The 22,053-nt window shown below is 59.3% G+C and carries 22 protein-coding genes; 17 read left to right on the top strand and 5 right to left on the bottom strand.

The features are described 5' to 3' along the window. Positions 1-17: 17 nt before the first annotated feature. On the top strand, positions 18-1,154 hold the full coding sequence (gene flhB, locus QUE89_RS11370; RefSeq protein ID WP_286220197.1) for a flagellar biosynthesis protein FlhB: 1,137 nt from the start codon (positions 18-20) through the stop codon (positions 1,152-1,154). Positions 1,155-1,512: 358 nt separating this feature from the next. Here the strand turns inward: flhB and QUE89_RS11365 are convergent, their stop codons facing one another. Genes QUE89_RS11365 through upp form a run of 3 tightly spaced genes read right to left on the bottom strand, consistent with a single transcriptional unit; the run spans position 1,513 to position 4,263 of the window. Continuing rightward, positions 1,513-2,385, bottom strand: coding sequence for a class I SAM-dependent methyltransferase (locus QUE89_RS11365; protein ID WP_286220196.1), 873 nt, complete (start codon positions 2,383-2,385; stop codon positions 1,513-1,515). Next, entirely contained in the window at positions 2,366-3,622 is a 1,257-nt protein-coding gene (locus QUE89_RS11360; RefSeq protein ID WP_286220195.1) for a uracil-xanthine permease family protein, read from the bottom strand. Before QUE89_RS11360 ends, QUE89_RS11365 begins: the two co-directional genes overlap by 20 nt. Positions 3,623-3,624: 2 nt before the next feature. Continuing rightward, positions 3,625-4,263 carry a uracil phosphoribosyltransferase gene (gene upp, locus QUE89_RS11355; protein WP_286220194.1) on the bottom strand — a complete coding sequence of 213 codons (639 nt, stop codon included), beginning with the start codon at positions 4,261-4,263 and terminating at the stop codon, positions 3,625-3,627. Between the two features lie 226 nt (positions 4,264-4,489). Here upp and flhA point away from each other — a divergent pair, with 226 nt between their 5' ends. The 14 genes from flhA to QUE89_RS11285 all read left to right on the top strand — a co-directional run bounded on the left by flhA (position 4,490) and on the right by QUE89_RS11285 (position 18,815). Continuing rightward, positions 4,490-6,664: a flagellar biosynthesis protein FlhA gene (flhA, locus tag QUE89_RS11350; RefSeq protein WP_286220193.1), complete on the top strand. Its 2,175-nt coding sequence runs from the start codon at positions 4,490-4,492 to the stop codon at positions 6,662-6,664. Positions 6,665-6,724: 60 nt separating this feature from the next. Then, positions 6,725-8,017, top strand: a complete 1,293-nt coding sequence (gene flhF / locus QUE89_RS11345; RefSeq protein ID WP_286220192.1) for a flagellar biosynthesis GTPase FlhF — start codon at positions 6,725-6,727, stop codon at positions 8,015-8,017. A gap of 103 nt (positions 8,018-8,120) precedes the next feature. Continuing rightward, on the top strand, positions 8,121-8,933 hold the full coding sequence (locus tag QUE89_RS11340) for a MinD/ParA family protein (RefSeq protein ID WP_286220191.1): 813 nt from the start codon (positions 8,121-8,123) through the stop codon (positions 8,931-8,933). Between the two features lie 30 nt (positions 8,934-8,963). Continuing rightward, positions 8,964-9,707, top strand: coding sequence for an RNA polymerase sigma factor FliA (locus tag QUE89_RS11335; RefSeq protein ID WP_286220190.1), 744 nt, complete (start codon positions 8,964-8,966; stop codon positions 9,705-9,707). Positions 9,708-9,870: 163 nt separating this feature from the next. Continuing rightward, on the top strand, positions 9,871-10,254 hold the full coding sequence (gene cheY / locus QUE89_RS11330; protein ID WP_041341381.1) for a chemotaxis response regulator CheY: 384 nt from the start codon (positions 9,871-9,873) through the stop codon (positions 10,252-10,254). Positions 10,255-10,274: 20 nt separating this feature from the next. Next, positions 10,275-11,060: a protein phosphatase CheZ gene (locus QUE89_RS11325; RefSeq protein WP_286220189.1), complete on the top strand. Its 786-nt coding sequence runs from the start codon at positions 10,275-10,277 to the stop codon at positions 11,058-11,060. A 17-nt stretch (positions 11,061-11,077) separates the two neighbouring features. After that, the gene (locus QUE89_RS11320; protein ID WP_286220188.1) at positions 11,078-13,213 is read left to right on the top strand and encodes a chemotaxis protein CheA; all 2,136 of its coding nucleotides are present in this window, start codon (positions 11,078-11,080) and stop codon (positions 13,211-13,213) included. A gap of 47 nt (positions 13,214-13,260) precedes the next feature. Further along, positions 13,261-14,415 carry a protein-glutamate methylesterase/protein-glutamine glutaminase gene (locus tag QUE89_RS11315; protein ID WP_286220187.1) on the top strand — a complete coding sequence of 385 codons (1,155 nt, stop codon included), beginning with the start codon at positions 13,261-13,263 and terminating at the stop codon, positions 14,413-14,415. Next, on the top strand, positions 14,415-15,155 hold the full coding sequence (locus tag QUE89_RS11310) for a flagellar motor protein (protein ID WP_286220186.1): 741 nt from the start codon (positions 14,415-14,417) through the stop codon (positions 15,153-15,155). Before QUE89_RS11315 ends, QUE89_RS11310 begins: the two co-directional genes overlap by 1 nt. Positions 15,156-15,173: 18 nt before the next feature. After that, a complete protein-coding gene (motD, locus tag QUE89_RS11305; protein WP_286220185.1) occupies positions 15,174-15,947 on the top strand; it encodes a flagellar motor protein MotD in 774 nt (257 codons plus the stop codon). Between the two features lie 207 nt (positions 15,948-16,154). Then, the gene (locus tag QUE89_RS11300; protein WP_286220184.1) at positions 16,155-16,952 is read left to right on the top strand and encodes a ParA family protein; all 798 of its coding nucleotides are present in this window, start codon (positions 16,155-16,157) and stop codon (positions 16,950-16,952) included. After that, a complete protein-coding gene (locus QUE89_RS11295) occupies positions 16,945-17,730 on the top strand; it encodes a chemotaxis protein CheW (RefSeq protein WP_286220183.1) in 786 nt (261 codons plus the stop codon). The genes QUE89_RS11300 and QUE89_RS11295 overlap by 8 nt, the downstream gene beginning before the upstream one ends. A 134-nt stretch (positions 17,731-17,864) precedes the next feature. After that, complete coding sequence (locus QUE89_RS11290; RefSeq protein ID WP_041341406.1) at positions 17,865-18,353, top strand: chemotaxis protein CheW; 489 nt, start codon at positions 17,865-17,867, stop codon at positions 18,351-18,353. 69 nt (positions 18,354-18,422) lie between these two features. Further along, positions 18,423-18,815, top strand: a complete 393-nt coding sequence (locus QUE89_RS11285) for a DUF2802 domain-containing protein (RefSeq protein WP_286220182.1) — start codon at positions 18,423-18,425, stop codon at positions 18,813-18,815. A 30-nt stretch (positions 18,816-18,845) separates the two neighbouring features. Here QUE89_RS11285 and QUE89_RS11280 read toward each other — a convergent pair whose 3' ends face one another. Beyond that, positions 18,846-19,157, bottom strand: coding sequence for an EscU/YscU/HrcU family type III secretion system export apparatus switch protein (locus tag QUE89_RS11280; protein ID WP_286220181.1), 312 nt, complete (start codon positions 19,155-19,157; stop codon positions 18,846-18,848). Next, positions 19,154-20,551, bottom strand: coding sequence for a flagellar hook-length control protein FliK (gene fliK, locus QUE89_RS11275; protein ID WP_286220180.1), 1,398 nt, complete (start codon positions 20,549-20,551; stop codon positions 19,154-19,156). Before fliK ends, QUE89_RS11280 begins: the two co-directional genes overlap by 4 nt. Before the next feature lie 137 nt (positions 20,552-20,688). Between fliK and ccmA the strand changes: the two genes are divergently transcribed. After that, a complete protein-coding gene (gene ccmA / locus QUE89_RS11270; RefSeq protein WP_286220179.1) occupies positions 20,689-21,321 on the top strand; it encodes a cytochrome c biogenesis heme-transporting ATPase CcmA in 633 nt (210 codons plus the stop codon). Beyond that, positions 21,318-22,043, top strand: a complete 726-nt coding sequence (ccmB, locus tag QUE89_RS11265) for a heme exporter protein CcmB (RefSeq protein WP_286220178.1) — start codon at positions 21,318-21,320, stop codon at positions 22,041-22,043. The genes ccmA and ccmB overlap by 4 nt, the downstream gene beginning before the upstream one ends. The last annotated feature ends 10 nt before the right edge of the window (positions 22,044-22,053 follow it).

Here is a 22,053-nt window from a genome sequence, read left to right as displayed (position 1 = left end):
TCCGAAGACGCTGAACCATGGCCGAAGAGAACGACAACAGTCAGGAAAAAACGGAAGAGGCCACGCCCCGAAGGCTTGAAAAAGCCAAGGACGAGGGCCAGACCGCCCGTTCCCGTGAGCTGGCCACCATGGCTGTGCTGATGGCGGGCGCTGGCGGCCTGCTGATGTTCGGCTCCAGCTTGGGTGCCAGCCTGGAAGGCATCATGCGCGACAGTTTTGTGCTGGAGCGCTCGGCGATCTTCGATACCCGTCACATGAGTGTTCAGCTCATTGCCTCCGCGAAAGAGGCCGCCTGGGCGTTATCTCCGATTCTCGTGGTCTTGCTGATTGCCGCAATCTTCGGCTCCATCGGCATTGGCGGCCTGCTGTTTAGCGGCAAAGCGATTGCGCCCAAGCTGAACCGTATGAACCCCATCAAGGGCCTGGGCCGCATGTTCTCCGCCCGCTCGTTGATCGAGTTGGTAAAGGCCATCGCCAAAGTCGGTTTGGTGATGTCGGTGGCCGTTCTCATCCTGAACCTCAGAACTGAAGACCTGCTCAGCATCGCCGAGGAGCCGGCTGTTCCGGCCATGGAGCACGTTTTGTGGACGCTGGGCTGGAGTTTCTTCCTGTTGTCCTGCGCCACCATCATCATTGCGCTGATCGACGTACCGTTCCAGATTTACGATCACCAGAAAAAACTGCGAATGACCAAGCAGGAGGTGAAGGACGAGTACAAGGACACCGAGGGCAAGCCGGAAGTCAAAGGCAAGATCCGGCAGCTCCAGCGCGAGATGGCCCAGCGTCGCATGATGCAGGACGTACCGACTGCCGACGTGGTGATCACCAACCCGACTCACTATGCGGTGGCACTGAAGTACGATCAGAAATCCATGGCGGCGCCGATAGTGGTGGCCAAGGGGGCCGACGAGGTGGCCTTCAAGATCATGGAAATCGCCCGCGAGCACAAGGTGGAAGTGCTGCGCACGCCTCCGCTCACCCGAGCGACCTACCACAACGCCGACATCGGCGACGAGATCCCCGACGGCCTCTACATGGCCATCGCCCAGGTTCTGGCCTACGTGTTCCAGCTCCGGCAGTTCCGCAAGGGGCGTGGGGAGAAACCTGGCATGCCTAAGTTCCCGATTCCTTCGGACTTGCGGCGCGATGTTTAGCTCTTGAGCGCCTAGCCTTCAAAGTTGGTGCCAGTGGACGTGCGGGAAGGCTTTCCAAAACCCGCTCAAGCACGTCCATGTGACGCTTGAGCTCCGCCATCCATGGCTCCGCACAGTTTTGGAAAGCCTTCCCGCACCTCCACGTCGGACTTACTGCGTTATATCAACAAGACTCCCGCCGGTGAATCGATCTGTCTTTTTGGCGATATCGATGGTGCTGAAAGGTGTTTGTGGGCCGCGCTCCCAAAAATGTTGGAGGCCAAGGATGGCCGGAAACAAGCGCACATGGACGTGCTCGTAGCGGTTTTTGGGAGCGCGGCCCACAAACGCCATACTCCCCAGCTATCAGGCTAGGGTATCAGTGTGACGGTTCTGCTCCGGAGCTACAGGCAATAACCCGAACCATAGGCTCCCCGCGACTCTTGGGTATCGGTAGTGTGCCGTACCAGGCCCGTGGATCGTGGACGGTGGCTGAGTCGAAACCACAGGACAGAAAATGGCGCTGGGCTTCGTCGTCAGTTTGGAAGTGGAACGATACCTGACTGCGAGTGGCGGTGCCGAGGAGGGCGCCCAGTGCCTTGAGGGTGCCGTTCAGCAAGGGTTGCGTGGGGCGGTAGTAGCTTTCGGTAAGGTAGAGCGAACCGGGGCGATCAGCCATGACCTTCGCCAGGCGGCGCCAGAAGTCGCTGATGACATCCAGTGAGAAGTAGCTGGTCAGGCCCTCGGTGACGATGATCACCGGTTTGGCGTTGTCGAACACGCGATCAATGACTTTTTCGATCTGGTATTCGCCGTGGTCGGCCAGGATATCGATGGGCGTAACCTGATGATGGTCGCCCAGGCGGCCCGCCGCCAGAAGCCGCATCGCTTTTCGTCCGGCCATGTCGGGAAGGTCGGCTTCCACCATGTGCATCAGGGGATGCCGTTGCCGCAATCTAAGTCCTCTGGGGGACATGCCGCAGGCTATTTCCAGAACCTGAGTTGTGCCGGTGTCGTGAATTGCCTGATCAATCAGGTGGTCCATGATTAAATGGCGTTGCAGCAGGAAGGTTCGGATATTGCCGCCGATGGCCGCCTTGCTGGCGGATTCGAACGGGGTCATCAGGTGGAAGAGCCAGCGGCCCTGTTCAGTGGCGAGGATGTCGTCGGAGAGACCATACCGGTGCCAGACGGCACCGGTATAGAGGGCGGTGAAACTGATGCCGGAGCTATCAGTCGGCTTGCTGCTCATACACCGCTTTGCCCCAAGCCTCGCGGCTGCCGGGCAGGATCAGGTTCAGGATGATGGCTGCGACCGCACAAAGGGCAATGCCTTCCAGGTGGCCCAGCACCATGCCGCCAATACCGAATACCAGGGTCACGCCCACGATCACCAGGTTACGGGACTGGGACAGATCCACCTGGTGGCGGATCAGGGTGTTCAGGCCGACCACCGCGATGGAGCCGAACAGCAGGCACAGGATGCCGCCCATAACCGGCACCGGAATGGTTTGCAGGGCGGCGCCAAACTTGCCAACGAACGCCAGCACGATGGCAACTACGGCGGCCCACCACATAACCCGCGGGTTGAAGTTCTTGGTCAGCATGACTGCACCGGTAACTTCCGAGTAGGTGGTGTTGGGTGGTCCACCCAGGGCCGCTGCGGCGCTGGTGGCCAGGCCGTCGCCCAGAAGTGTGCGGTGCAGGCCCGGCTTTTCCAGGAAGTTCTTGCGGGTGACGTTGCCAATGGCCAGAACGTCGCCGATGTGCTCAATGGCCGGGGCGATGGCCACCGGAATCATGAACAGGATGGCACCCCAGCTGAATTCAGGCGCAACGAAGTTCGGTACCGCCAGCCAGGGCGCTTCCTGGATGGGCGTAGTGTCGACGATGCCAGCAAAGGCAGACAGTACGTAGCCGGTGATGACACCAAACATGATCGGGATCAGGCGGAAGATGCCCTTCGCCCAAACAGACATGATGATGGTCACGCCCAGGGAAATCATCGCGATCCAGATAGCGGTATCGTAAGGGATCAGCTGGCTGGAACCGTCGCCGGTGCGGCCGGAAGCCATGTGTACGGCAACCGGCGCCAAGCCGAGGCCGATGGTCATGATAACCGGGCCGATGACTACGGGCGGCAGCAAAGCGCGTACAAAGCCGGTGCCGCGCAGGCGAACCAAGCCGCTCAGGAAGATGTACAGAATGCCGGCTGCCATCAAGCCGCCCAGGGTCTCTTCCATGCCGAATCGGCCCTTGGAGGCAATGACCGGCGCAATGAAGGCAAAGGACGACGCCAGGAAGATCGGAATCTGGCCGCCAGTGACAATATGAAACACGATGGTGCCCATGCCGGCGGTGAACAGGGCGACGTTCGGGTCCAGCCCTGTGATCAGTGGCATCAGCACCAGGGCGCCGAAAGCCACCAGCAGCATCTGGGAACCGGCTAGTGCCTGTTTCCAGGCCGGTTCGTTAGTGTGTTCTTGCATGCTCAGACGTCCTTCTGCTTGGTGCCGAAGATCTTGTCACCGGCATCGCCCAGACCCGGCAGGATGTAGCCTTTCTCGTTCAGGCGCTCGTCCACAGATGCGGTGTAGATGGATACGTCCGGGTGCGCTTCCAGTACCTTCTCAACACCCTCAGGCGCCGCAACCAGGATCAGGGCACGGATTTCGGTGCTGCCGGCTTTCTTCAGCAGGTCGATGGTCGAAATCATTGAGCCACCGGTGGCGAGCATCGGGTCCACGATCAGGGCCATACGCTGGTCCAGTTCGCCGACCAGCTTTTCCAGGTAGGTGCTGGCTTCCAGGGTTTCCTCGTTACGGATCTGGCCGACCACACTCACCCGCGCGACCGGGATCAGGCTCAGAACACCGTCCAGCATGCCGAGGCCAGCACGCAGGATCGGAACAATGGTGATCTTCTTGCCGTGGATCTGCTCAACCTTGACCGGTCCGGCCCAGCCTTCGATGGTCTTTTCCTGCAGATTGAAATCTTTTGTCGCTTCGTAAGTCAGCAGGGCGCCAACTTCTTGTGCCAGCTCACGGAAATTCTTGGTGCTGATGTCCGACCGGCGCATAAGGCCGAGTTTGTGCTGGATCAGGGGATGTTTAACCTCGTGAATTGGCATGGGTCACCTGTGAGTCTGGTTTGTCTTAAATGGATTTGCGGCGCGTTCAAATGGCGCAAGGATACCGCATCTGGGCGGGTACGTCAGGCGACACTCTCGGAAAGCTCATGGAAATTGAGTAAGGAGTGGTACGGATCTTGCCACACCTCTCTGAAACGACGCCTTTGCGTCAGGTTTTCGACCCTGAGCACGCGGTCACGCACAGCCAATCGGAGAAGTATCCGGCATGGACAGAGCTTTAGTCCTTAATAACGTCAAATCCCTGACGCGGGGAAACCTCGGTGTCCCGGTCATGCTGATGGGGCTGCTGGGCATGATGATCCTGCCCATGCCGGCATTCCTTCTGGACGTCTTCTTTACCTTCAACATCACCCTGTCCATTGTGATCCTGCTGGTGTGTGTCTACGCGATGCGTCCAATGGAGTTCGCGTCTTTCCCGACCGTACTGCTGGTAGCAACACTGTTGCGGCTGGCCCTGAACGTGGCCTCAACCCGGATCGTACTGTTGGAAGGGCACGAGGGTGGCGACGCTGCCGGTAAGGTCATCGAGTCCTTTGGTGAAGTGCTGATCGGCGGCAACTACGCGGTCGGTCTGGTGGTGTTCGCCATCCTGATGATCATCAACTTCCTGGTGGTGACCAAAGGTGCCGGCCGGGTCTCGGAAGTCAGCGCCCGCTTTACTCTGGACGCCATGCCCGGCAAGCAGATGGCGATCGATGCCGACCTGAACGCCGGCCTGATCAATCAGGACGAAGCCAAGCACCGCCGCTCGGAAATTGCTCAGGAAGCCGACTTCTACGGTTCCATGGACGGTGCTTCCAAATTCGTGAAAGGCGATGCGGTTGCCGGCCTGCTGATTCTGGCCATCAACATCATCGGTGGTGTTGCCATCGGTATGCTGCAACACGATCTGACCTTCGGGTTGGCAGTGGAGCGTTACGCCCTGCTGACCATCGGTGATGGCCTGGTCGCCCAGATCCCGTCGCTGCTGCTCTCTACCTCCGCTGCCATCATGGTGACCCGGGTAACCTCCAGCCAGGACATGGGTGGGCAAATCCTGAGTCAGATGTTCAGTGCGCCCAAGGCCCTGGCCATTGCCGCTACAATCCTGATTATCCTGGGCCTGATTCCAGGTATGCCCCACGTTGCCTTCCTGGGTCTCGGCAGTCTTGCCGCCGGCGCAGCCTGGTATATCTGGAAGCACGATCGCCAAACCGTCGAGGAAGACGGAGCCTTCCCGGTGCGTGGTGGTTCCGGTGGCATGCCTCGGCCAGCCGGCGGCGAACTGCCCTCGGGCGGGGATGGTGATCATGGCCGCGAGTTGCCAGCGCCAAGTGAGACCAAAGAGCTGGGCTGGGACGACGTGGCCACGGTCGACATTGTTGGTTTGGAAGTCGGCTACCGGCTGATCCCCCTGGTCGACAAATCCCAGGGTGGTCAGCTGCTGAGCCGGATCAAGGGCGTGCGCAAAAAGCTGTCCCAGGATCTGGGCTTCCTGATGCCGTCGGTTCACATTCGCGACAACCTGGACCTGATGCCCAACGTTTATCGAATCACCTTGATGGGCGTCACCATTGCCGAGGCCGAAATCCACCCGGAGCGGGAGTTGGCCATCGACCCGGGTCAGGTGTTCGGCAAGATCGAAGGCATTGAAGGTAAAGATCCCGCCTTTGGTCTGGATGCCAGCTGGATCGAGTCGGACAAGAAAGACCAGGCCCAGACTCTGGGTTATACCGTGGTGGATGCCAGCACTGTGGTGGCAACCCATCTCAATCAGGTGCTGCAGAAACACGCCCATGAACTGCTGGGTCACGAGGAAGTTCAGAAGTGGCTGGACCAGTTGGAGAAAGTGTCGCCCAAGCTGGCCGAGGAACTGGTGCCGACTACGATGTCCATCAGTCTGTTGCTGAAAGTGCTGCAAAACCTGCTGAAAGAAGAGGTGCCGATCCGGGACATGCGCTCCATTGCCGAGGCCATGGTCAACGTGCATCCGAAGAGCCAGGACCCGAAACTGCTGACCACAGCAGCCCGACAGTCCCTGCGTCGCATGATCGTTCAGAGCATCTGTGGCAACGAGGCAGAGATACCGGTTATTACCCTGGATCCAGATCTGGAACAGTTATTGCTGAAGTCTGTTCAACAGAGTCAACAATCCGGCGGTCAGGATGACATTGGGTTGGTTCTCGAGCCGAACATGGTGGAAAAACTGCAGCGCTCCCTCCAGGAAAGCGTGCAGCGCCAGGAAATGCTTGGGAAGCCCGCCATCCTGCTGGTCTCAGGGCCGCTTCGGCCGGTTCTGGCGCGGTTTGCGAGTTACGGAGTCGAGCGTTTGCACGTGCTTTCGTACCAGGAAATCCCGGATAACAAACAGATCACTATCGTGGCGTCCGTTGGCCAGTAAGCACACGGACCCCAATACGGACAACGCCCAGGCGGCGGTGCCGGTGGAGGATGAGGCAGCATGAAAGTAAAACGGTTTTTTGCGCAAAGCATGTCAGAGGCGCTGAAGCAGGTCAGTGAGCAGATGGGCCCGGATGCCGTGATTCTTTCCAATCGCCGTGTCGATGGCGGCGTCGAAATCGTGACGGCACTGGACTACGACGAGAATATGGCGCGCCAGCGTCTGGGCGAGCAGGCCGAAACCGCCACCAACGGATCGCGGTTGGCGGAAATGCAGGCCGACCAGCACCGTCGCCTGGAAGACGAGCTGGGGCGGTCTCGGGATCGCATTCGTGACGTCCGCGAGAAACGGGCGCAGGCGGGTGCCGGCTATGCTGGCGCATCGTTCGCCGAGCTGAGCGACGCGGCCATGGCCGATTCCGAGGAGCCGATTGCCCGGTCAAACGGCGGCACTTCCGGCTATTCAGATGAACTGGCCCAGATGCGAGCCGAAATCAGCTCCTTACGGGATTTGATGCATGGTCGGGCGGCTGAGCCTGCCAAACCTGCCAGCAATGCCGTTCAGCAGCGACTGGCGGAACGTTTGCAGGAGTTTGGGTTGAGCAGCGATCTGGCGGCGTCTCTGTCACGTCGGCATAAAGGCGGCCGGCTCGACGAGGGCTGGAAGCAGTCCCTGAAGATGCTCGTCACCGGCGTGCGCACGGCCCGTGAGGAATGGTTGGACGAGGGCGGCGCCTACGCTCTGGTAGGTCCCACCGGCTCCGGCAAGACCACAACCATTGGTAAGCTGGCGGCACGCTACGTGCTTCGTCACGGCGCCGATTCACTGGCGCTGGTGACCACTGATCGTTACCGGGTGGCGGCCCACGAGCAGCTGTTCGTGTTCGGGCGCATCCTCAATGTACCGGTGCGGGTCGTTGACGAAAGCCACTCGCTGGATTCCATTCTCGACGAATTGTCCGACCGCCACATGGTGCTGATCGATACCGCAGGACTGACCAGCTCAGATAAAGGCTACGAAGAGCAGCTGTCGGAGTTGGCGCAAAGCCATCACAACATTCGCACTCATCTGGTGGTATCCGCCACCAGTCAGCCACGCATCATGAAATCCGTTTGGCATTGCTATAAGATGGCAAATCTTGCGGGCTGCGTGATGACCAAGATTGACGAAGCCCTTACCCTGGGCGAGTCTCTGGGGTTTGTCATGGAAACCGGGTTGCCGGTGGCCTATTACACGGATGGTCAAAAAATCCCTGAGGACCTGCATCACGCAGAGGCCGTTCCGCTGGTTCGGTTGGGTGTGGAGCGGTTAAAAAGCATTCAGCAAGAGCAATCGGTGGCTGAAGGGGCTTGAGTATTGTGACACCTGTATCGGATGATGGAGTATCCGGCGTGCAAAACGGGCGCTGTTTAGTAAGACGAGCCTTCGACGAAACTGGCGAGAGACAAGATTCAACATGAGCAGAGCAAATCCGGTACAGGTGATTGCGGTATCTGGTGGAAAGGGTGGGGTCGGCAAGAGTAACGTGTCGGTCAACCTCGGTATCGCCCTCGCACAGAAAGGCCGTCGCGTGGTGATTCTGGATGCCGACCTGGGTTTGGCCAACATCGACGTGCTGCTCGGCATTACCTCCAATCGCAATATCTCGGATGTGCTCTCAGGCGAATGTGACCTGAAGGACGTACTGGTGAACGGCCCTGGTGGCATCAAAATCGTCCCGGCCTCATCCGGCACCCAGCGTATGACCCACCTGAGCCCCATGGAACACGCGGGCCTGATCAACGCTTTCAGTGAATTGAGTGATCAGATTGACGTGTTGATCGTTGATACCGCCGCCGGCATTTCCGAGTCAGTCGTCAGCTTCCTCCGCGCGTCCCAGGAGTTGCTGTTCGTGGTATGCGACGAACCTACCTCTATTACGGATGCTTACGCTCTCATCAAGCTGATGAACCGGGAGTACGGCACCAACCGTTTCCGCATTCTGGCGAACCAGGTGCGCAACGAACAGGAAGGACGTCACCTGTTCGATAAACTGACCCGGGTCACCGAACGTTTCCTTGATGTTGCCCTGCAGTACGTGGGCATGGTGCCCTACGACGAGGCCGTCAAGAAATCGGTGCAGCGCCAGCGCGCTGTGCTGGACGCCTACCCCCGCGCCAAGGCCTCACTGGCAATCAAGGCCCTGGCGGATAAAGTAGACAGCTGGCCGCTACCTTCCTCTCCTCGGGGACATCTCGAGTTTTTTGTGGAGCGGCTCGTCGAAGTCTGAATCTGATCCAGTCAAAACAACACCGGATGCATGACATTGACGAATAACCTGGGAATCTACCAGCAGGCCGGCGCCTCGGGTCAGGCCCGTCTCATTGAAGAGCAGGCCCCGCTGGTCAAGAAAATAGCGCTGCACCTGATGGCCCGACTGCCGGCCTCAGTGCAGTTGGAAGACCTTATGCAGGCCGGCATGATTGGCCTGCTTGAGGCTGCCCAACGCTATAGTTCCGCAAAAGGCGCTACCTTCGAAACCTATGCCGGAATCCGCATCCGTGGCGCCATGGTGGATGAAATCCGTAAGGGCGACTGGGTGCCCCGGTCCGTTCACCGTAACGCCCGCCGTATCTCTCAAGCGATCAAGGCCGTGGAAGACCGCAAAGGCCGGGAAGCTCAGGACCCTGAAGTCGCTGAAGAGCTGGGAATGGAGCTGTCGGAATATCATGCCTCGCTATCGGACGCTAACAGCGGACGACTTTTTAGCCTCGATGAGCTCAATGAATCCGGAGATCTGCCGATAGAAGAAGCAGAGACCAGTGATAATCCTCTGGATGGACTGGCTTCCGACGCTTTCCGGCGCAACCTGGCGCACGCCATTGAGGAGTTACCGGAGCGCGAAAAGCTGGTTCTGAGCCTGTATTACCAGGAAGAGCTGAACCTGAAAGAGATCGGCGCCGTCCTCGGGGTAAGCGAAAGCAGGGTCAGTCAGATTCACAGCCAGGCCGCACTGCGATTGCGCGGTCGGCTGTCCGACTGGCAGCGAGACGCCAACGAATGATGACAAATAACGTGTGTCCGGTTCATGGCGCTGTGTAGTTTTTGGTAACCAGCGCTTTACATGGTCATCAAAGATCAGACAATACGTGGTTAAAAAAGACGGCCCGTTAGGTTTAGAGCTCAACGGTCAAACGAATTCCGGGTGTGACTAACTGGAGGTCCCTTTGGACAAGAACATGAAAATCCTGATCGTGGATGATTTTTCCACGATGCGACGGATCATCAAGAACCTGCTGCGCGATCTTGGGTTCAGCAACACCGATGAAGCTGACGACGGCAATTCTGCGCTGCCAATGCTGAAAAGCGGCAAGTACGACTTTCTGGTGACGGACTGGAACATGCCGGGCATGTCGGGTTTTGACCTGCTGAAAGCCGTGCGCGCGGACGAAAGCCTGAAGACCCTGCCGGTGCTGATGGTGACCGCGGAAGCCAAGCGCGACCAGATTGTCGCAGCCGCCCAGGCTGGTGTGAATGGCTACGTGGTCAAGCCATTTACGGCCGCGGTGCTTAAAGAAAAGATTGAGAAAATCTTCGAACGTATTCAGTAACCAGAGGTCGGATGGCTCTTATGAGCGATAGCAATACGAACCATCGGAGCCTCGATCCGGAGGTGACTGAAAAGCTCCAGCGTCAGAGTGAGGAGTTGGCCAAGAGTGTGCAGGCCGGCGATTTTGCTCAAGCAATGACTGTGATTAACGAGCTCAGCGAGGTCAGGGACCAAAGCCTGTACCGTGAGGTTGGACGCCTCACCCGGAGTCTTCACGAGGCAATTCGTAATTTCCAGATAGATCCGCGCAGTTTGGAGCAGCAGGAAGCACTGTCGAAGATGACCGACGCCTCCGATCGCCTGGAATATGTCGTGCAGATGACCAGCCAGGCTGCCAATCGCACCATGGACCTGGTTGAAGAAACCATGCCAGTGGCAAACGCGGTCCGCAATGAAGCGACGGAACTCCGGGACGAGTGGCAGCGCCTGCGTCGGCGTGAGATGCAGCCAGCGGAATTCCGCGAGCTGTACGGTCGGATTGACCGCTTCTTCGTCAGCCTGACTGCCGACGCCGACAGCATGTATAACAGCCTGTCTGAAATCCTGCTGGCCCAGGATTTCCAGGATCTGACCGGTCAGGTGATTCAGAAGGTCACTGCGCTGGTGAAAGAAGTCGAAGAACAGATGCTAAGCCTCGTGGTGATGGCCAGCCATGTAGATCAGCTGACTGGCACCGTGCACAAGATTGATGAAACTGAGGTTTCGGCAGAGCAGGGTGTAGGGCCGCAGATCAAGGCCGAAGAACGTGAAGATGTAGTGTCGGGACAGGACGACGTTGATGATCTGCTGTCCAGTCTCGGTTTCTGAACTAATGAGGATTACCCATGGCGTTTGATGCCGATGATGAGATTCTCCAGGACTTCCTGGTGGAAGCCGGTGAGATTCTCGAAAAACTGTCAGAGCAGTTGGTAGATCTTGAGCGAAATCCTGATGACAGTGATCTGCTCAACGCCATATTCCGTGGCTTTCACACGGTAAAGGGTGGTGCCGGCTTCCTGCAGCTTGAGGCTCTGGTTAATTGCTGTCACTCGGCTGAAAACGTTTTCGACATCTTGCGTAACCATAAGCGCAAGGTGGACTCCGAACTCATGGATGTGGTGCTTGAAACCCTCGACCACGTCAACGCAATGTTCGACCAGGTCCGAAACGGCGAAACGCTGACGCCAGCCCCAGACCAGCTCATTGCGTCCCTCGACGCCTTTGCTGAACCCGCAGGCGAATCGCCTGCACAGGAAGAAGCTCCCGCTGTCACGCCGCAATCGGCGGAAGACGGTGGCGATATTACCGATGAAGAATTCGAGCAGTTGCTGGACGCGTTGCAGGATGGCAGTGCCGCTCAAGAATCTCCCGCGACTGTTGATGATCCGGTCAAGGCCGAGCCGGCTGCGGGCGGTGGATCCGGCGATGACGACATCACCGATGATGAATTCGAAGCCCTGCTGGATCAGCTCCACGGCAAAGGCCAGTTTGCCGGTGCCGTTGCCGCGGATGAGCCCGCGCCTGCAGCTGATACCAGTGCTGCGGCCAGCGCCAGCCAATCGAACGCCGCCGGTGACGATCTGATTACTGACGATGAGTTCGAAAAACTGCTGGACGATTTGCATGGCAAAGGCGGCGCGCCAACTGCAGCGGGCACCGGTGAAACCGGAACGCCGGCCGCGGAACCTGCCAAGGCAAAGCCGGTTGCTTCGAAGAGTGAACCAAAGAAAACAGGGCCCAAGAAAGCCGAGCCGAAGAAGGCTGAAGCCAAGGCAGCGGCCTCAGCAGCCCCTGCGCCAGCCCGAGATACGTCCCCGGTCGCAGAGACTACCGTGCGCGTGGACACCAAGCGCCTGGACGACATCATGAACATGGTGGGTGAGCTGGTGCTGGTACGTAATCGCTTGCAGCGCCTGGGTGCGTCCAGTGAAGACGAGCATATGCACAAAGCCGTCTCAAATCTCGATGTCGTCACCACCGATCTGCAGGCGGCGGTCATGCAAACCCGCATGCAGCCAATCAAGAAAGTGTTTGGCCGTTTCCCGCGTGTGGTTCGGGACCTGGCCCGTAGCCTGAAAAAAGAAGTGAACCTCGTCATGCACGGCGAAGACACGGATCTGGACAAGAACCTGGTAGAAGCCCTGTCCGATCCGCTGGTCCACTTGGTACGAAACTCGGTGGACCACGGTATCGAAGCGCCCGACATTCGTGAAAAGGCCGGTAAACCACGCCAGGGCACCGTCACTCTGTCCGCCGAGCAGGAGGGTGACCATATCCTGCTGTCCATCGAGGACGATGGTGCCGGTATGGATCCTGAAGTGCTGCGTCGAAAGGCGGTTGAGAAGGGTGTTTACGAACAGGATGCCGCCGATCGCCTGACCGAGAACGAGTGCTTCAATCTGATTTTCGCTGCCGGCTTTTCCACCAAAGAGCAGATTTCGGATGTCTCTGGTCGTGGTGTTGGCATGGACGTGGTCAAGACCAAAATCGGCCAGCTCAACGGCCAGATCAGTATTGTCTCGGAATTGGGCAAGGGCTCCCGGATCATCATCAAGGTGCCGCTGACCCTCGCGATCATGCCGACCCTGATGATCATGCTCGGCGACCAGTCGTTCGCGCTGCCGCTGGTCAACGTGGTGGAAATCTTCCATCTGGATCTTACCAAGACCAACATCGTCGACGGACGCGAATGCATCGTCGTGCGGGACAAGGTGTTCCCGCTGTTCCACATCAAACGCTGGTTGGTGGGCAAGGGCAAAGGGCAGGAAGAGCCGGCCAATGCCCATGTGGTCATCGTTGCCATGGGAACCAAGCAAGTGGGCTTTGTGGTGGATCAGCTGGTGGGCCAGGAGGAAGTGGTCATCAAGCCGCTGGGCAGGGCGCTTCAGGGCACCCCGGGTATGGCGGGCGCCACCATTACGGGCGATGGCCGTATTGCTCTGATTATTGACGTTCCCAGCCTGCTGCAACACTACAGTTGAGGTCAGTCCGGCTAGGACGTGGAAGCGGACTTCGTTAGGAGAAATGGATGACAGTTTCTGTCCTGGTCGTGGATGATTCAGGTTTCTTTCGCAAACGGCTGACGGAAATTCTGACAGGCTCCGGCCAGATCAAGGTAGTAGGCGCGGCCACCAATGGCCGCGAAGGTGTCGAACTGGCAGCAAAATTGCGGCCGGATGTCATCACCATGGATTACGAGATGCCGGTAATGGATGGCATTTCGGCAGTCCGGGAAATCATGAAAAAGCACCCGACACCGGTGCTGATGTTCTCGTCGCTCACCTACGAAGGCGCCCGGGTAACCCTGGACGCACTGGAAGCCGGGGCGGTGGATTTCCTACCGAAGAATTTCGAGGAAATTGCCCGCGACGGCAGTCAGCTCCAGCGTATCCTGATTGATCGTATTCTCGACGTTGCCCGCAGCCAGCCCGGTGCCCGGCCTCCGTCAGCGCCGGTTAGTAAGCCCGCCGCCGGAGTTGCTCGGGACAACACCGCAGCGCACACTCGCACACCGTCATCTTCAACACCCCGCTCAGCATCGGCTCAGCGTCCACCAGAGGCGGCGGTCGAGGCAGAGGTCAGCCGTCGCTCGTATCGGCGTGGCCCGGCCAAGCACTACACGGTGGTCGGCATCGGAACTTCCACCGGCGGACCGGTAGCGCTGCAGCGGGTGTTGACGACTCTGCCCGCATCCTTCCCGGCGCCTATTGTGCTGGTTCAGCACATGCCTGCCAGTTTTACCCCGGCCTTTGCCGAGCGTCTGAACAAGTTGTGCCAGATTGAGGTTCGCCAGGCCGAAGACGGCGACATGCTCAAGCCGGGCCTGGCGTTATTGGCACCCGGTGGCAAGCAGATGATGATTGAAAATCGCGGTGGCCGCGGTCGGGTCCGTATCCTGCCTGGCGATGAACGCCTGAACTACAAACCCTGTGTCGACGTCACCTTTGGCTCACTGGCGCGCAGTTTCCCTGGAAAGACTTTGGGCGTAATCCTCACAGGCATGGGTGCGGACGGTAAGGATGGCTGCCGGATGATGAAGCAGAGTGGCTCTGACGTCTGGTCCCAGGATGAAAAATCCTCGGTTATCTACGGAATGCCCATGGCGGTGGCGAAAGCCGGTCTCAGTGATGAAATTCTGTCGCTCGACGAGATCGGGCCGCGGCTGGTAGAAGGCGTTTCCTGATGGATATTTTGAGTCTCCTCGGCATAGTACTGGCGTTTGCCGCCATTCTGGGGGGGAATCTGCTTGAGGGTGGGGCGCTCAGTTCCCTGTTTAATGCGCCGGCGGCGCTGATCGTGATTGGCGGAACGTTTGCAGCAACCATTTTGCAAACTTCCTGGCCGATTTTGAAACGGGCTTTCCAGCAGGTGCGCTGGGTGCTGGTGCCGCCGTTCATCAGCTTGGAAGACGGCATCGGCAAAGTCATTGATTGGAGCGTAAAGGCCCGCAAACAGGGTCTGCTCGGGCTGGAAGGCCTGGCTGAGCGCGAGCCTGAACTGTTTGCCCGCAAGGGCTTGCAGTTGCTGGTGGACGGCGCTGAAACCGAGACTATTCGCGGCATCATGGAAGTGGATCTGGAATCCCGGGAACAGCGCGATCTGGAGTCCGCCCAGGTGTTCGAAGCCATGGGTGGGTATTCACCGACTATCGGAATCATCGGTGCGGTCATGGGCCTGATTCAGGTGATGACCAATCTGGAAGATCCACAATCCCTGGGTAGTGGTATCGCCACCGCCTTTGTTGCCACTATTTACGGGGTGGCGCTGGCTAACCTCCTGTTCTTCCCGGTTGCCAACAAGCTTCGCGGCATCGTCCGGGAGCGAACCCGTTACCAGGACATGATGATCGACGGCATCATTGCCATCGCCGAGGGGGAAAACCCCAAATCCATCGAAATGCGACTGCGGGGCTTCCTGCAGTAGTCATGGTCGGGGCATCGTATGCGACGCCGTAGGCAATCCCAGCAAGATCTTCACAACAAGGAGCGGTGGCTGATTTCCTATGCGGATTTCATCACACTGCTGTTCGCTTTTTTTGTGGTGATGTATTCGGTGTCCTCGGTGAACCAGGGTAAGTACAAGGTGCTCTCGGAAACCTTGACCGGGGTGTTCAATGCGCCTCAGCGTTCCTTCCAGCCGATTGAAGTGGGCGATCAGCCCCAGCAGCCGGCCAGCGATGTCGTCATTCCTCCCCCCGTCACCGAAGCGCCCCGGAACCCTGAGCGTGAGGCCGAGCTGCGCAGCAGGGCGCTCAGTGCCATGGCCGATCAGCTGGCCGTGGAATTTGAAGAGTTGATCAGCCAGGGGGTTATCACCCTGGAATCCAGTGATCGCTGGCTGGAACTGAACCTTCCCAATAGCTTGCTGTTTGGAAGCGGCGATGCCGAACCGCACTACGATGCCTTTGCCGTGATCGAGAAAATCGCCAAGGTGCTGCGCAATCGTGATAACGCGGTAAAGGTCGAAGGGTTCACCGATGACCGGCCCATCAGTAGCCAGCGTTTTCCCTCCAACTGGGAGCTGTCCGCAGCACGGGCTGCGGCGGTGGTGCGCATGTTATCGATGGAGGGCATTGAGCCCGAACGGTTGGCCGCAGTCGGTTACGGTCGGTTCCAGCCGGTTGCTCGCAACGACACCGACGAAGGGCGTCGCCGTAATCGCCGGGTCGTCCTGTTGATTTCCCGTGATGCCAGTGTCCGTGGCGCCATGCGCTGACAGCGCGGATCGGCGGCACATGCGTATGGCAGCGTTGGCACGGTTCCTGTATTTAATCATGGCAGTAATCTTTCCCGGCAACCGATTGCCGCTGCAGTCTGTTTGCGGTCAGTCATCGGTATTCAAGTTGCCGGGAAAGTGGCCGATAAACCGGAATGCAGCAGCGTTCACCGCCGCTGCCATGGCGTTTTCTTTGGAGAAACATTCGTGCGAATCTGGGCAGTAGCCAATCAGAAAGGTGGTGTTGGCAAAACCACATCCGTGGTGGCGTTGGGCGGCATGCTCGCCGAGCGCGGCAAGCGGGTGCTGGTCGTCGATCTGGATCCGCACGGGTCTCTGACGAGCTGGTTTGGTTACGATCCCGATACCATCGCGCACAGCGTGTTTGATTTGTTCCAGCATCAGGGCAAGGTGCCCGAAGGCCTGCCGGCCCAGCTCATCACCGAAACCAGCTGCCGTGGCCTGTCGCTGCTGCCCGCGAGTACCGCGCTGGCGACGCTGGAGCGTCGGATGGTGGGTGTTGAAGGCATGGGGCTGATTATCTCCCGGGCCCTGGCCCAGTTGTGGGACGATTTCGACTACGTCATTCTCGACAATACCCCGTCACTGGGTGTGCTGATGGTCAATGCCCTGGCTGCGGCTCAACACCTGGTCATTCCGGTACAGACTGAGTTTCTCGCCATCAAGGGTCTGGAGCGTATGTTGCATACCCTGAAGATGATCATGCGGTCGCAGAAGAACGAATTGGCCTACACCATTGTTCCGACTCTGTACGATCGCCGTACCCAGGCGTCGGTGAAGAGTCTGAACCTGTTGCGGAAAACTTACCCGGACACGCTGTGGCGCTTTGCGATACCGGTCGACACCAAATTCCGGGACGCCAGCCAGGCTGGCATGGTTCCCTCGGCCGTGGATGCCAACACCCACGGCGTCCGAGCCTACACCAAACTGCTTGACGATCTTTTGACGCGGACAGGGTCGATCAAGGAGCGTCAGCATGGCTGACGAAAAAATGACAAAACTGGCGGATCCGGCCAGCGCCATCGCCAGTTACCTGGACGATCTGCTGCACACGGCGACGGACTCGGCGCTGCGCGAAGAAGTCACTGTCGAGGTGCCCGCACCGGAGCAAGAGGTGAAAGCCCAGCCGATCGAGCGGCCGGTGGCAGCATCGGAGCCAGAACCAGAACCAGAACCGCCCACACCGGTGGTGGCGGAGCCCGCACCTCCGGAGCCTGTAACGGCTGAGCCCGAGGTGGACGTCCGTCTTGCACCGGAGCCTAAGCCTGCAGAGCAGGCGCCATTGGCTCGCCCCGATTGGTCAGAGGCGCCGTTCGAGTGCCTGATTTTTACCGTTGCCGGGCTGCAGCTAGCGGTGCCACTGATTTTGTTGGGCGCCATTCATCGGGTTGAGGACGACAGCGAGATCCGGCCAATTCCGGGCAGTCCGCGCTGGTACATGGGTATGCGCCCAGAGCGAGATCAGAACCTGAGGGTGGTGGACACGGCGGAATGGATCATGGCCGGACGAGTCCCGGAGAATGCCCGGGACAACTACCGGTTTGTCATTCGTCTGGATAACAGCGAGTGGGGCCTGGCCTGCGACGACGTAGCCCAGTCGTTCACGCTGCGGCCCGACGAAGTGCGCTGGCGCAGCGCGCGCAGCAAGCGGCCCTGGTTGGCCGGAACTGTGATTGATCATATGTGTGCGCTCATTGATGTGCGCACCATGGCCGACCTTCTGGTGCGGGCCGAACGCGAACAACATCTGGATCTGAGCTGACGAAAACGTCGGTTACTGATTGAAACCGTGCCACGCTGGCACGGTTTGTGCCCTTAACTATAGTATTGGGCACTGATGATGACTTTTTGACGATCAGGTTGCCCGCCGGGCAGCCACAGAGGAGATACAGTGCTATGGCATCCCCGAGCGGACAACACAATCAGGTCCAGGACGATCAGGTACTGCAGTACGTGACCTTTCGATTGGATGACGAGACCTACGGTCTGGACGTCATGCAGATTCAGGAGGTGCTGAGGTACACGGAAATTGCCCCGGTTCCCGGTGCGCCCGATTACGTGCTCGGCATCATCAATCTGCGGGGTAACGTGGTCACGGTCATCGACACCCGTCGCCGGTTTGGTCTGGCGGATGCCGAAGTGACCGACGCAACGCGGATTGTGGTGATGGAATCGGCCAATCAGGTCATGGGAATCCTGGTGGATTCGGTGGCTGAAGTGGTCTACCTGAAGTCCAGCGAGATTGAGACTGCACCGAACGTGGGTAACGAGGAAAGTGCCAAGTTTATCCAGGGCGTGTGCAACAAGGATGGTGAGCTGATCATCCTGGTTGAGTTCGACAAAATGTTGTCAGAGAACGAATGGGCGGAAATCTCCGCACTGTAAGAGCGGACTTTCGGGTCCACAGTGCCAAAGATGGACGCCTTTCGAGTTAAATCACGGGAGACGTCCGTCATGTTTGCAGAAATTCCTTCCTACTTGCCTTGGGTAATGACCGCAGGTGTTGGTGCGTTGTTGGTCATTCAGGGCTTTGTTCATGGTCGCCAGATTCGGCAACTGAAAGCGTCACTCAAAGATCGCTGCGATACCCTGGGTCGAGAGCTGCATGCCACCACGAGTGGCAGTGTGGGCATCGGCCAGCGGCTGGTGGGCTGTGAGCGCCATTTGCACGAACTTCGCACTACACTCGATGAAATGCGCCAGAACGACCCGCTGCGGATTTCCTACGACGAGGCCTCGCGCCTGGTGGATCTGGGAGCTGACATCGAGGACCTGATGAACACCTGTGGTATCTCACGCCCGGAAGCGGAGCTGGTCTCCGCTCTGAAGAAGCGGCAGGCGGCGTAAGCGTCAAACGGACGGAAGTCCCGTCGCCGGTTAAGTGGCGGCGGGATCGTCTTTACGGCTGGCGTCTTCGGGCGTGCGGCCGCGGATGTGAAAGGCAAACGCCAGAATTTCGGCAATCACCCGATACAGACTCTCCGGGATCTCCTCATTCAGCGAGAGCCGGGCCAGGATGCTGGCCAATTCTGCATTTTCGTACAGGGGCACGCCGTGCTCCCGCGCTATCCTGACAATCTCCTGTGCCAGTTCCTCGGTCCCGGTGGCCGCAATTGTGGGCGCCTGCTCACCATCGTATTTCAATGCCACAGCCGCGTGAGTGGGCTGGTGTGACGAACGTTCGCTCATGCTCGGGTATCCACCAATCTGTGCTCAAGCCGGGTGACCGAGCCTTCGGGACTGCCGCGCCGGCATTCCAGGTCGGTCACCTCCAGGCCGAGGTCGGTCAGGCTCTGTCGTAACAAGGGTAGTTCCTCGTTCACCTGGCGCAGAGTACTTTGTTTCTCCGCCCAGACCCTGGCACTGACCGAGTGCTGACGCAACGCCACGTCGAAGTGCAGGGGGCCGGCATCGTCCAGGTCCATGGCCAGCGCCAGTCGCCACTCGCTGGTCGCCGCTTTCTTGGGATCCCGTTTGTCATTGCGTTCGTCCGGATGCTGGTCGATGCGCAGCTGCGCCACTTTGGGCTCGTTCTGCGGGGTGACCCAGGGCAGTTCCAGCAGCACCGTGGTCAGTGGCGCCGGTGCATCACCGCCACCTCGGGCCGCCAGTACCTGGCTGTGCAACTGGTTCACGGTGATTCGATTTAGCATGCCGGCCAGCAGCCGCAGCATCTGGCCCACGGTAGTGGGTTCGCTGGCAGCCGGGGCAGGCGAGGGCGAGGGCGTCATGGCCTGGGGGAATTGCAGCGGGGCCTGAACCAGCTCCGGGCTGGCCAGCGGGGTAATGCGGGTGAACTGTTCCGGACCCTGGCCCTGTTGGGCCAGCAGGGCGGTAATGACACGGCCAATGGCCAGTTTCAGGTCGGGCACCGTGGCCGAGGGGTTCTGGGCCAGCCGGGACTCGGCAAACACACCACTCTCGGCGATCCATTGTTTGACCTGCTGCAGTGGCTGCTCCTGCCCTCCGCTGCCAGGTTTCAGACTGGTGGCCGTGGGCAGATTGGCCAGCACCTGCTGAATGCTCTGGCGGGCAGCTTCAGGAAGCGGTTGCGCCACGCGAGCAGAAGGTAGTTGGCCGGGGCTCGGGTCCGGCTTCAGACCCTGGTTCAGGCTGGCCATCATCCGGCTCAGGCCGCTCTCCAGGTTTTGTTGCCAGGGCAGGTGTTGGGCCAATGCCTTGGCGACCACGGTGGCCTGGGCCGGAGCCAGCTTGCCCATTAGCTGAAGTTCGTTGCCGGCTCGCATGATCTTTACCCAGTCGCCTGGCTCCAGCGAGGTTTTGCCGATGGCAGCGTCCACCGTCAAGGATTTGCCACGCACATCGAGCAACAGTTCCGAGCGTTCCCCGGCCTGGCGATTGATCACTTCTGCGACCCTGGCCAGGGTGGTTTGACGGTTGGCGAGCTGCAGCGCATCGAGTTGCTGGCGGGCGGAAGCCGGTAGATCGGCGACGGCCTTCTGGCTCGCTGCCGTGCTGGAAGGCTGCGAGCTGGAAGAGGGCACAGTAGGCTGGGGCGGCTGTGGGCCAGTCGGTAGTTTCATCGCAATTGGTTTGGTGTCGGGCGATTTGGTATCGGGCAAGAGTAATCCGCCCGGGGTTTCGTTATAATACGCCGCGCCGGTGGGTCTTGCCGTGAAAAAATGTCTGCACCCGCCTTGTCCGTGTTGAATGCATCCGATGCCGCGTGCGCGCGCATCGTCCTGGTTACGGGGCCCTGATGTCTGAGCCGATCCTACAGGCTACCAATCTGCAGTGTGAACGAGATGAGCGGATGCTGTTCCGTGACCTTTCATTTTCCATACTGCCCGGTACGGTTACCCGTGTCGAGGGGGCAAACGGAACCGGCAAAACCACCTTGCTGAGAATCCTGGCCGGCCTCAACGATGCCTGGTCCGGCGAGCTATTGTGGTGCGGTAAGTCCCGGAGCTGGCACCGCGAGGAATTTCTGCGCAATGTGCTGTACCTCGGGCACCGCCCAGGCATAAAGGCGCTGCTGACTCCGATGGAGAATTTGCGCGCCCTCGTGGCCGCCCGTCGCCCGGTCGCCGATTCCGTTCTGCGCCAGGCGCTGTCTGGAACCGGGCTCGATGGCTTTCACGATGTACCCTGCCGCCGCCTGTCCGCTGGCCAGCAGCGCCGTGTCGCCCTGGCTCGTTTGCTGATCGCCGATGAGCCCCTGTGGTTGCTTGATGAAGTGTTCACCGCCATCGACGCCAAGGGCGTCAGCGCCATTGAGGCATTGCTACAGCAGCGTGCCGCCGAGGGCGGGGCCGTGGTGGTGACCACACACCATGACTTGCAGTTGCCGGGAATGCGCAGCATCAAGCTGGGTGAGGTGGCGCCGCAATGAATGCTGAAACCCGTCCACTGATCAAACATCAGGAATCTGCCGTAAGTACAGTTGCTGCCATGAGGGCGGTCTTCAGCCGGGATATGAAAGTGGCCTTCCGGCAGCGCCAGGATCTGCTCAATCCCCTGCTGTTTTTCGTCATGGTGGTGACCCTGTTCCCACTGGGGGTGAGCCCGGAAGTGTCATTTCTGCGCGAGGCGGGCGCCGGCATTCTGTGGGTGGCAGCGCTGTTGTCCGTGCTGCTGTCGCTGGACCACCTGTTTCGCCACGATTTTGATGACGGCACTCTTGAGCAGTTGGTACTGCAGCCGCAGCCACTGTTCCTGCTGGTGCTGGCGAAAACCCTGGCGCATTGGGTGCTGACCGGCCTGCCGCTGGTGCTGTTAGCGCCGGTACTGGGCGTGATGGTGCACCTGGACGGGAACTCCATCGCAGTTTTGTGTCTAACGCTGCTGATCGGAACACCGGTGCTGAGCCTGATTGGCTCCATTGGCGCGGCATTGACCCTGGGCCTGCGCTCAGCCGGTGTGCTCTTGTCTCTGCTGATCATCCCACTGTACATTCCGGTGCTGATCTTTGGCACCGGCACAGTGGCCGCAGCAACGGAGGGCGCTCCGGTCGGGGCATACGTGGCCCTGATGGGAGCGTTTCTGGTCCTGGCGATAACACTGGCACCATTTGCAGCCGCGGCAGCGCTGAAAATCAGCCTGTCGAACAGCTAGGAATAATTGA

It is taken from the genome of Marinobacter sp. LA51 (genome assembly GCF_030297175.1).
GTDB lineage: Bacteria > Pseudomonadota > Gammaproteobacteria > Pseudomonadales > Oleiphilaceae > Marinobacter > Marinobacter apostichopi.
This window is presented reverse-complemented; position numbering and strand designations above follow the sequence as displayed.

Bases quoted from the DNA above. Each gene is read 5' to 3' on its own strand.
- QUE89_RS11360 (WP_286220195.1), bottom strand. From the start codon at position 3,622: ATGCAAGAACACACTAACGAACCGGCCTGGAAACAGGCACTAGCCGGT.
- QUE89_RS11295 (WP_286220183.1), top strand. From the start codon at position 16,945: ATGGCTGACGAAAAAATGACAAAACTGGCGGATCCGGCCAGCGCCATC.
- QUE89_RS11325 (WP_286220189.1), top strand. From the start codon at position 10,275: ATGAGCGATAGCAATACGAACCATCGGAGCCTCGATCCGGAGGTGACT.
- motD (WP_286220185.1), top strand. From the start codon at position 15,174: ATGCGACGCCGTAGGCAATCCCAGCAAGATCTTCACAACAAGGAGCGG.
- QUE89_RS11340 (WP_286220191.1), top strand. From the start codon at position 8,121: ATGAGCAGAGCAAATCCGGTACAGGTGATTGCGGTATCTGGTGGAAAG.
- QUE89_RS11310 (WP_286220186.1), top strand. From the start codon at position 14,415: ATGGATATTTTGAGTCTCCTCGGCATAGTACTGGCGTTTGCCGCCATT.
- upp (WP_286220194.1), bottom strand. From the start codon at position 4,263: ATGCCAATTCACGAGGTTAAACATCCCCTGATCCAGCACAAACTCGGC.
- QUE89_RS11285 (WP_286220182.1), top strand. From the start codon at position 18,423: ATGTTTGCAGAAATTCCTTCCTACTTGCCTTGGGTAATGACCGCAGGT.
- QUE89_RS11365 (WP_286220196.1), bottom strand. From the start codon at position 2,385: ATGAGCAGCAAGCCGACTGATAGCTCCGGCATCAGTTTCACCGCCCTC.
- QUE89_RS11320 (WP_286220188.1), top strand. From the start codon at position 11,078: ATGGCGTTTGATGCCGATGATGAGATTCTCCAGGACTTCCTGGTGGAA.
- flhF (WP_286220192.1), top strand. From the start codon at position 6,725: ATGAAAGTAAAACGGTTTTTTGCGCAAAGCATGTCAGAGGCGCTGAAG.
- ccmA (WP_286220179.1), top strand. From the start codon at position 20,689: ATGTCTGAGCCGATCCTACAGGCTACCAATCTGCAGTGTGAACGAGAT.
- QUE89_RS11290 (WP_041341406.1), top strand. From the start codon at position 17,865: ATGGCATCCCCGAGCGGACAACACAATCAGGTCCAGGACGATCAGGTA.
- flhB (WP_286220197.1), top strand. From the start codon at position 18: ATGGCCGAAGAGAACGACAACAGTCAGGAAAAAACGGAAGAGGCCACG.
- flhA (WP_286220193.1), top strand. From the start codon at position 4,490: ATGGACAGAGCTTTAGTCCTTAATAACGTCAAATCCCTGACGCGGGGA.
- QUE89_RS11335 (WP_286220190.1), top strand. From the start codon at position 8,964: ATGACATTGACGAATAACCTGGGAATCTACCAGCAGGCCGGCGCCTCG.
- QUE89_RS11315 (WP_286220187.1), top strand. From the start codon at position 13,261: ATGACAGTTTCTGTCCTGGTCGTGGATGATTCAGGTTTCTTTCGCAAA.
- ccmB (WP_286220178.1), top strand. From the start codon at position 21,318: ATGAATGCTGAAACCCGTCCACTGATCAAACATCAGGAATCTGCCGTA.
- QUE89_RS11280 (WP_286220181.1), bottom strand. From the start codon at position 19,157: ATGAGCGAACGTTCGTCACACCAGCCCACTCACGCGGCTGTGGCATTG.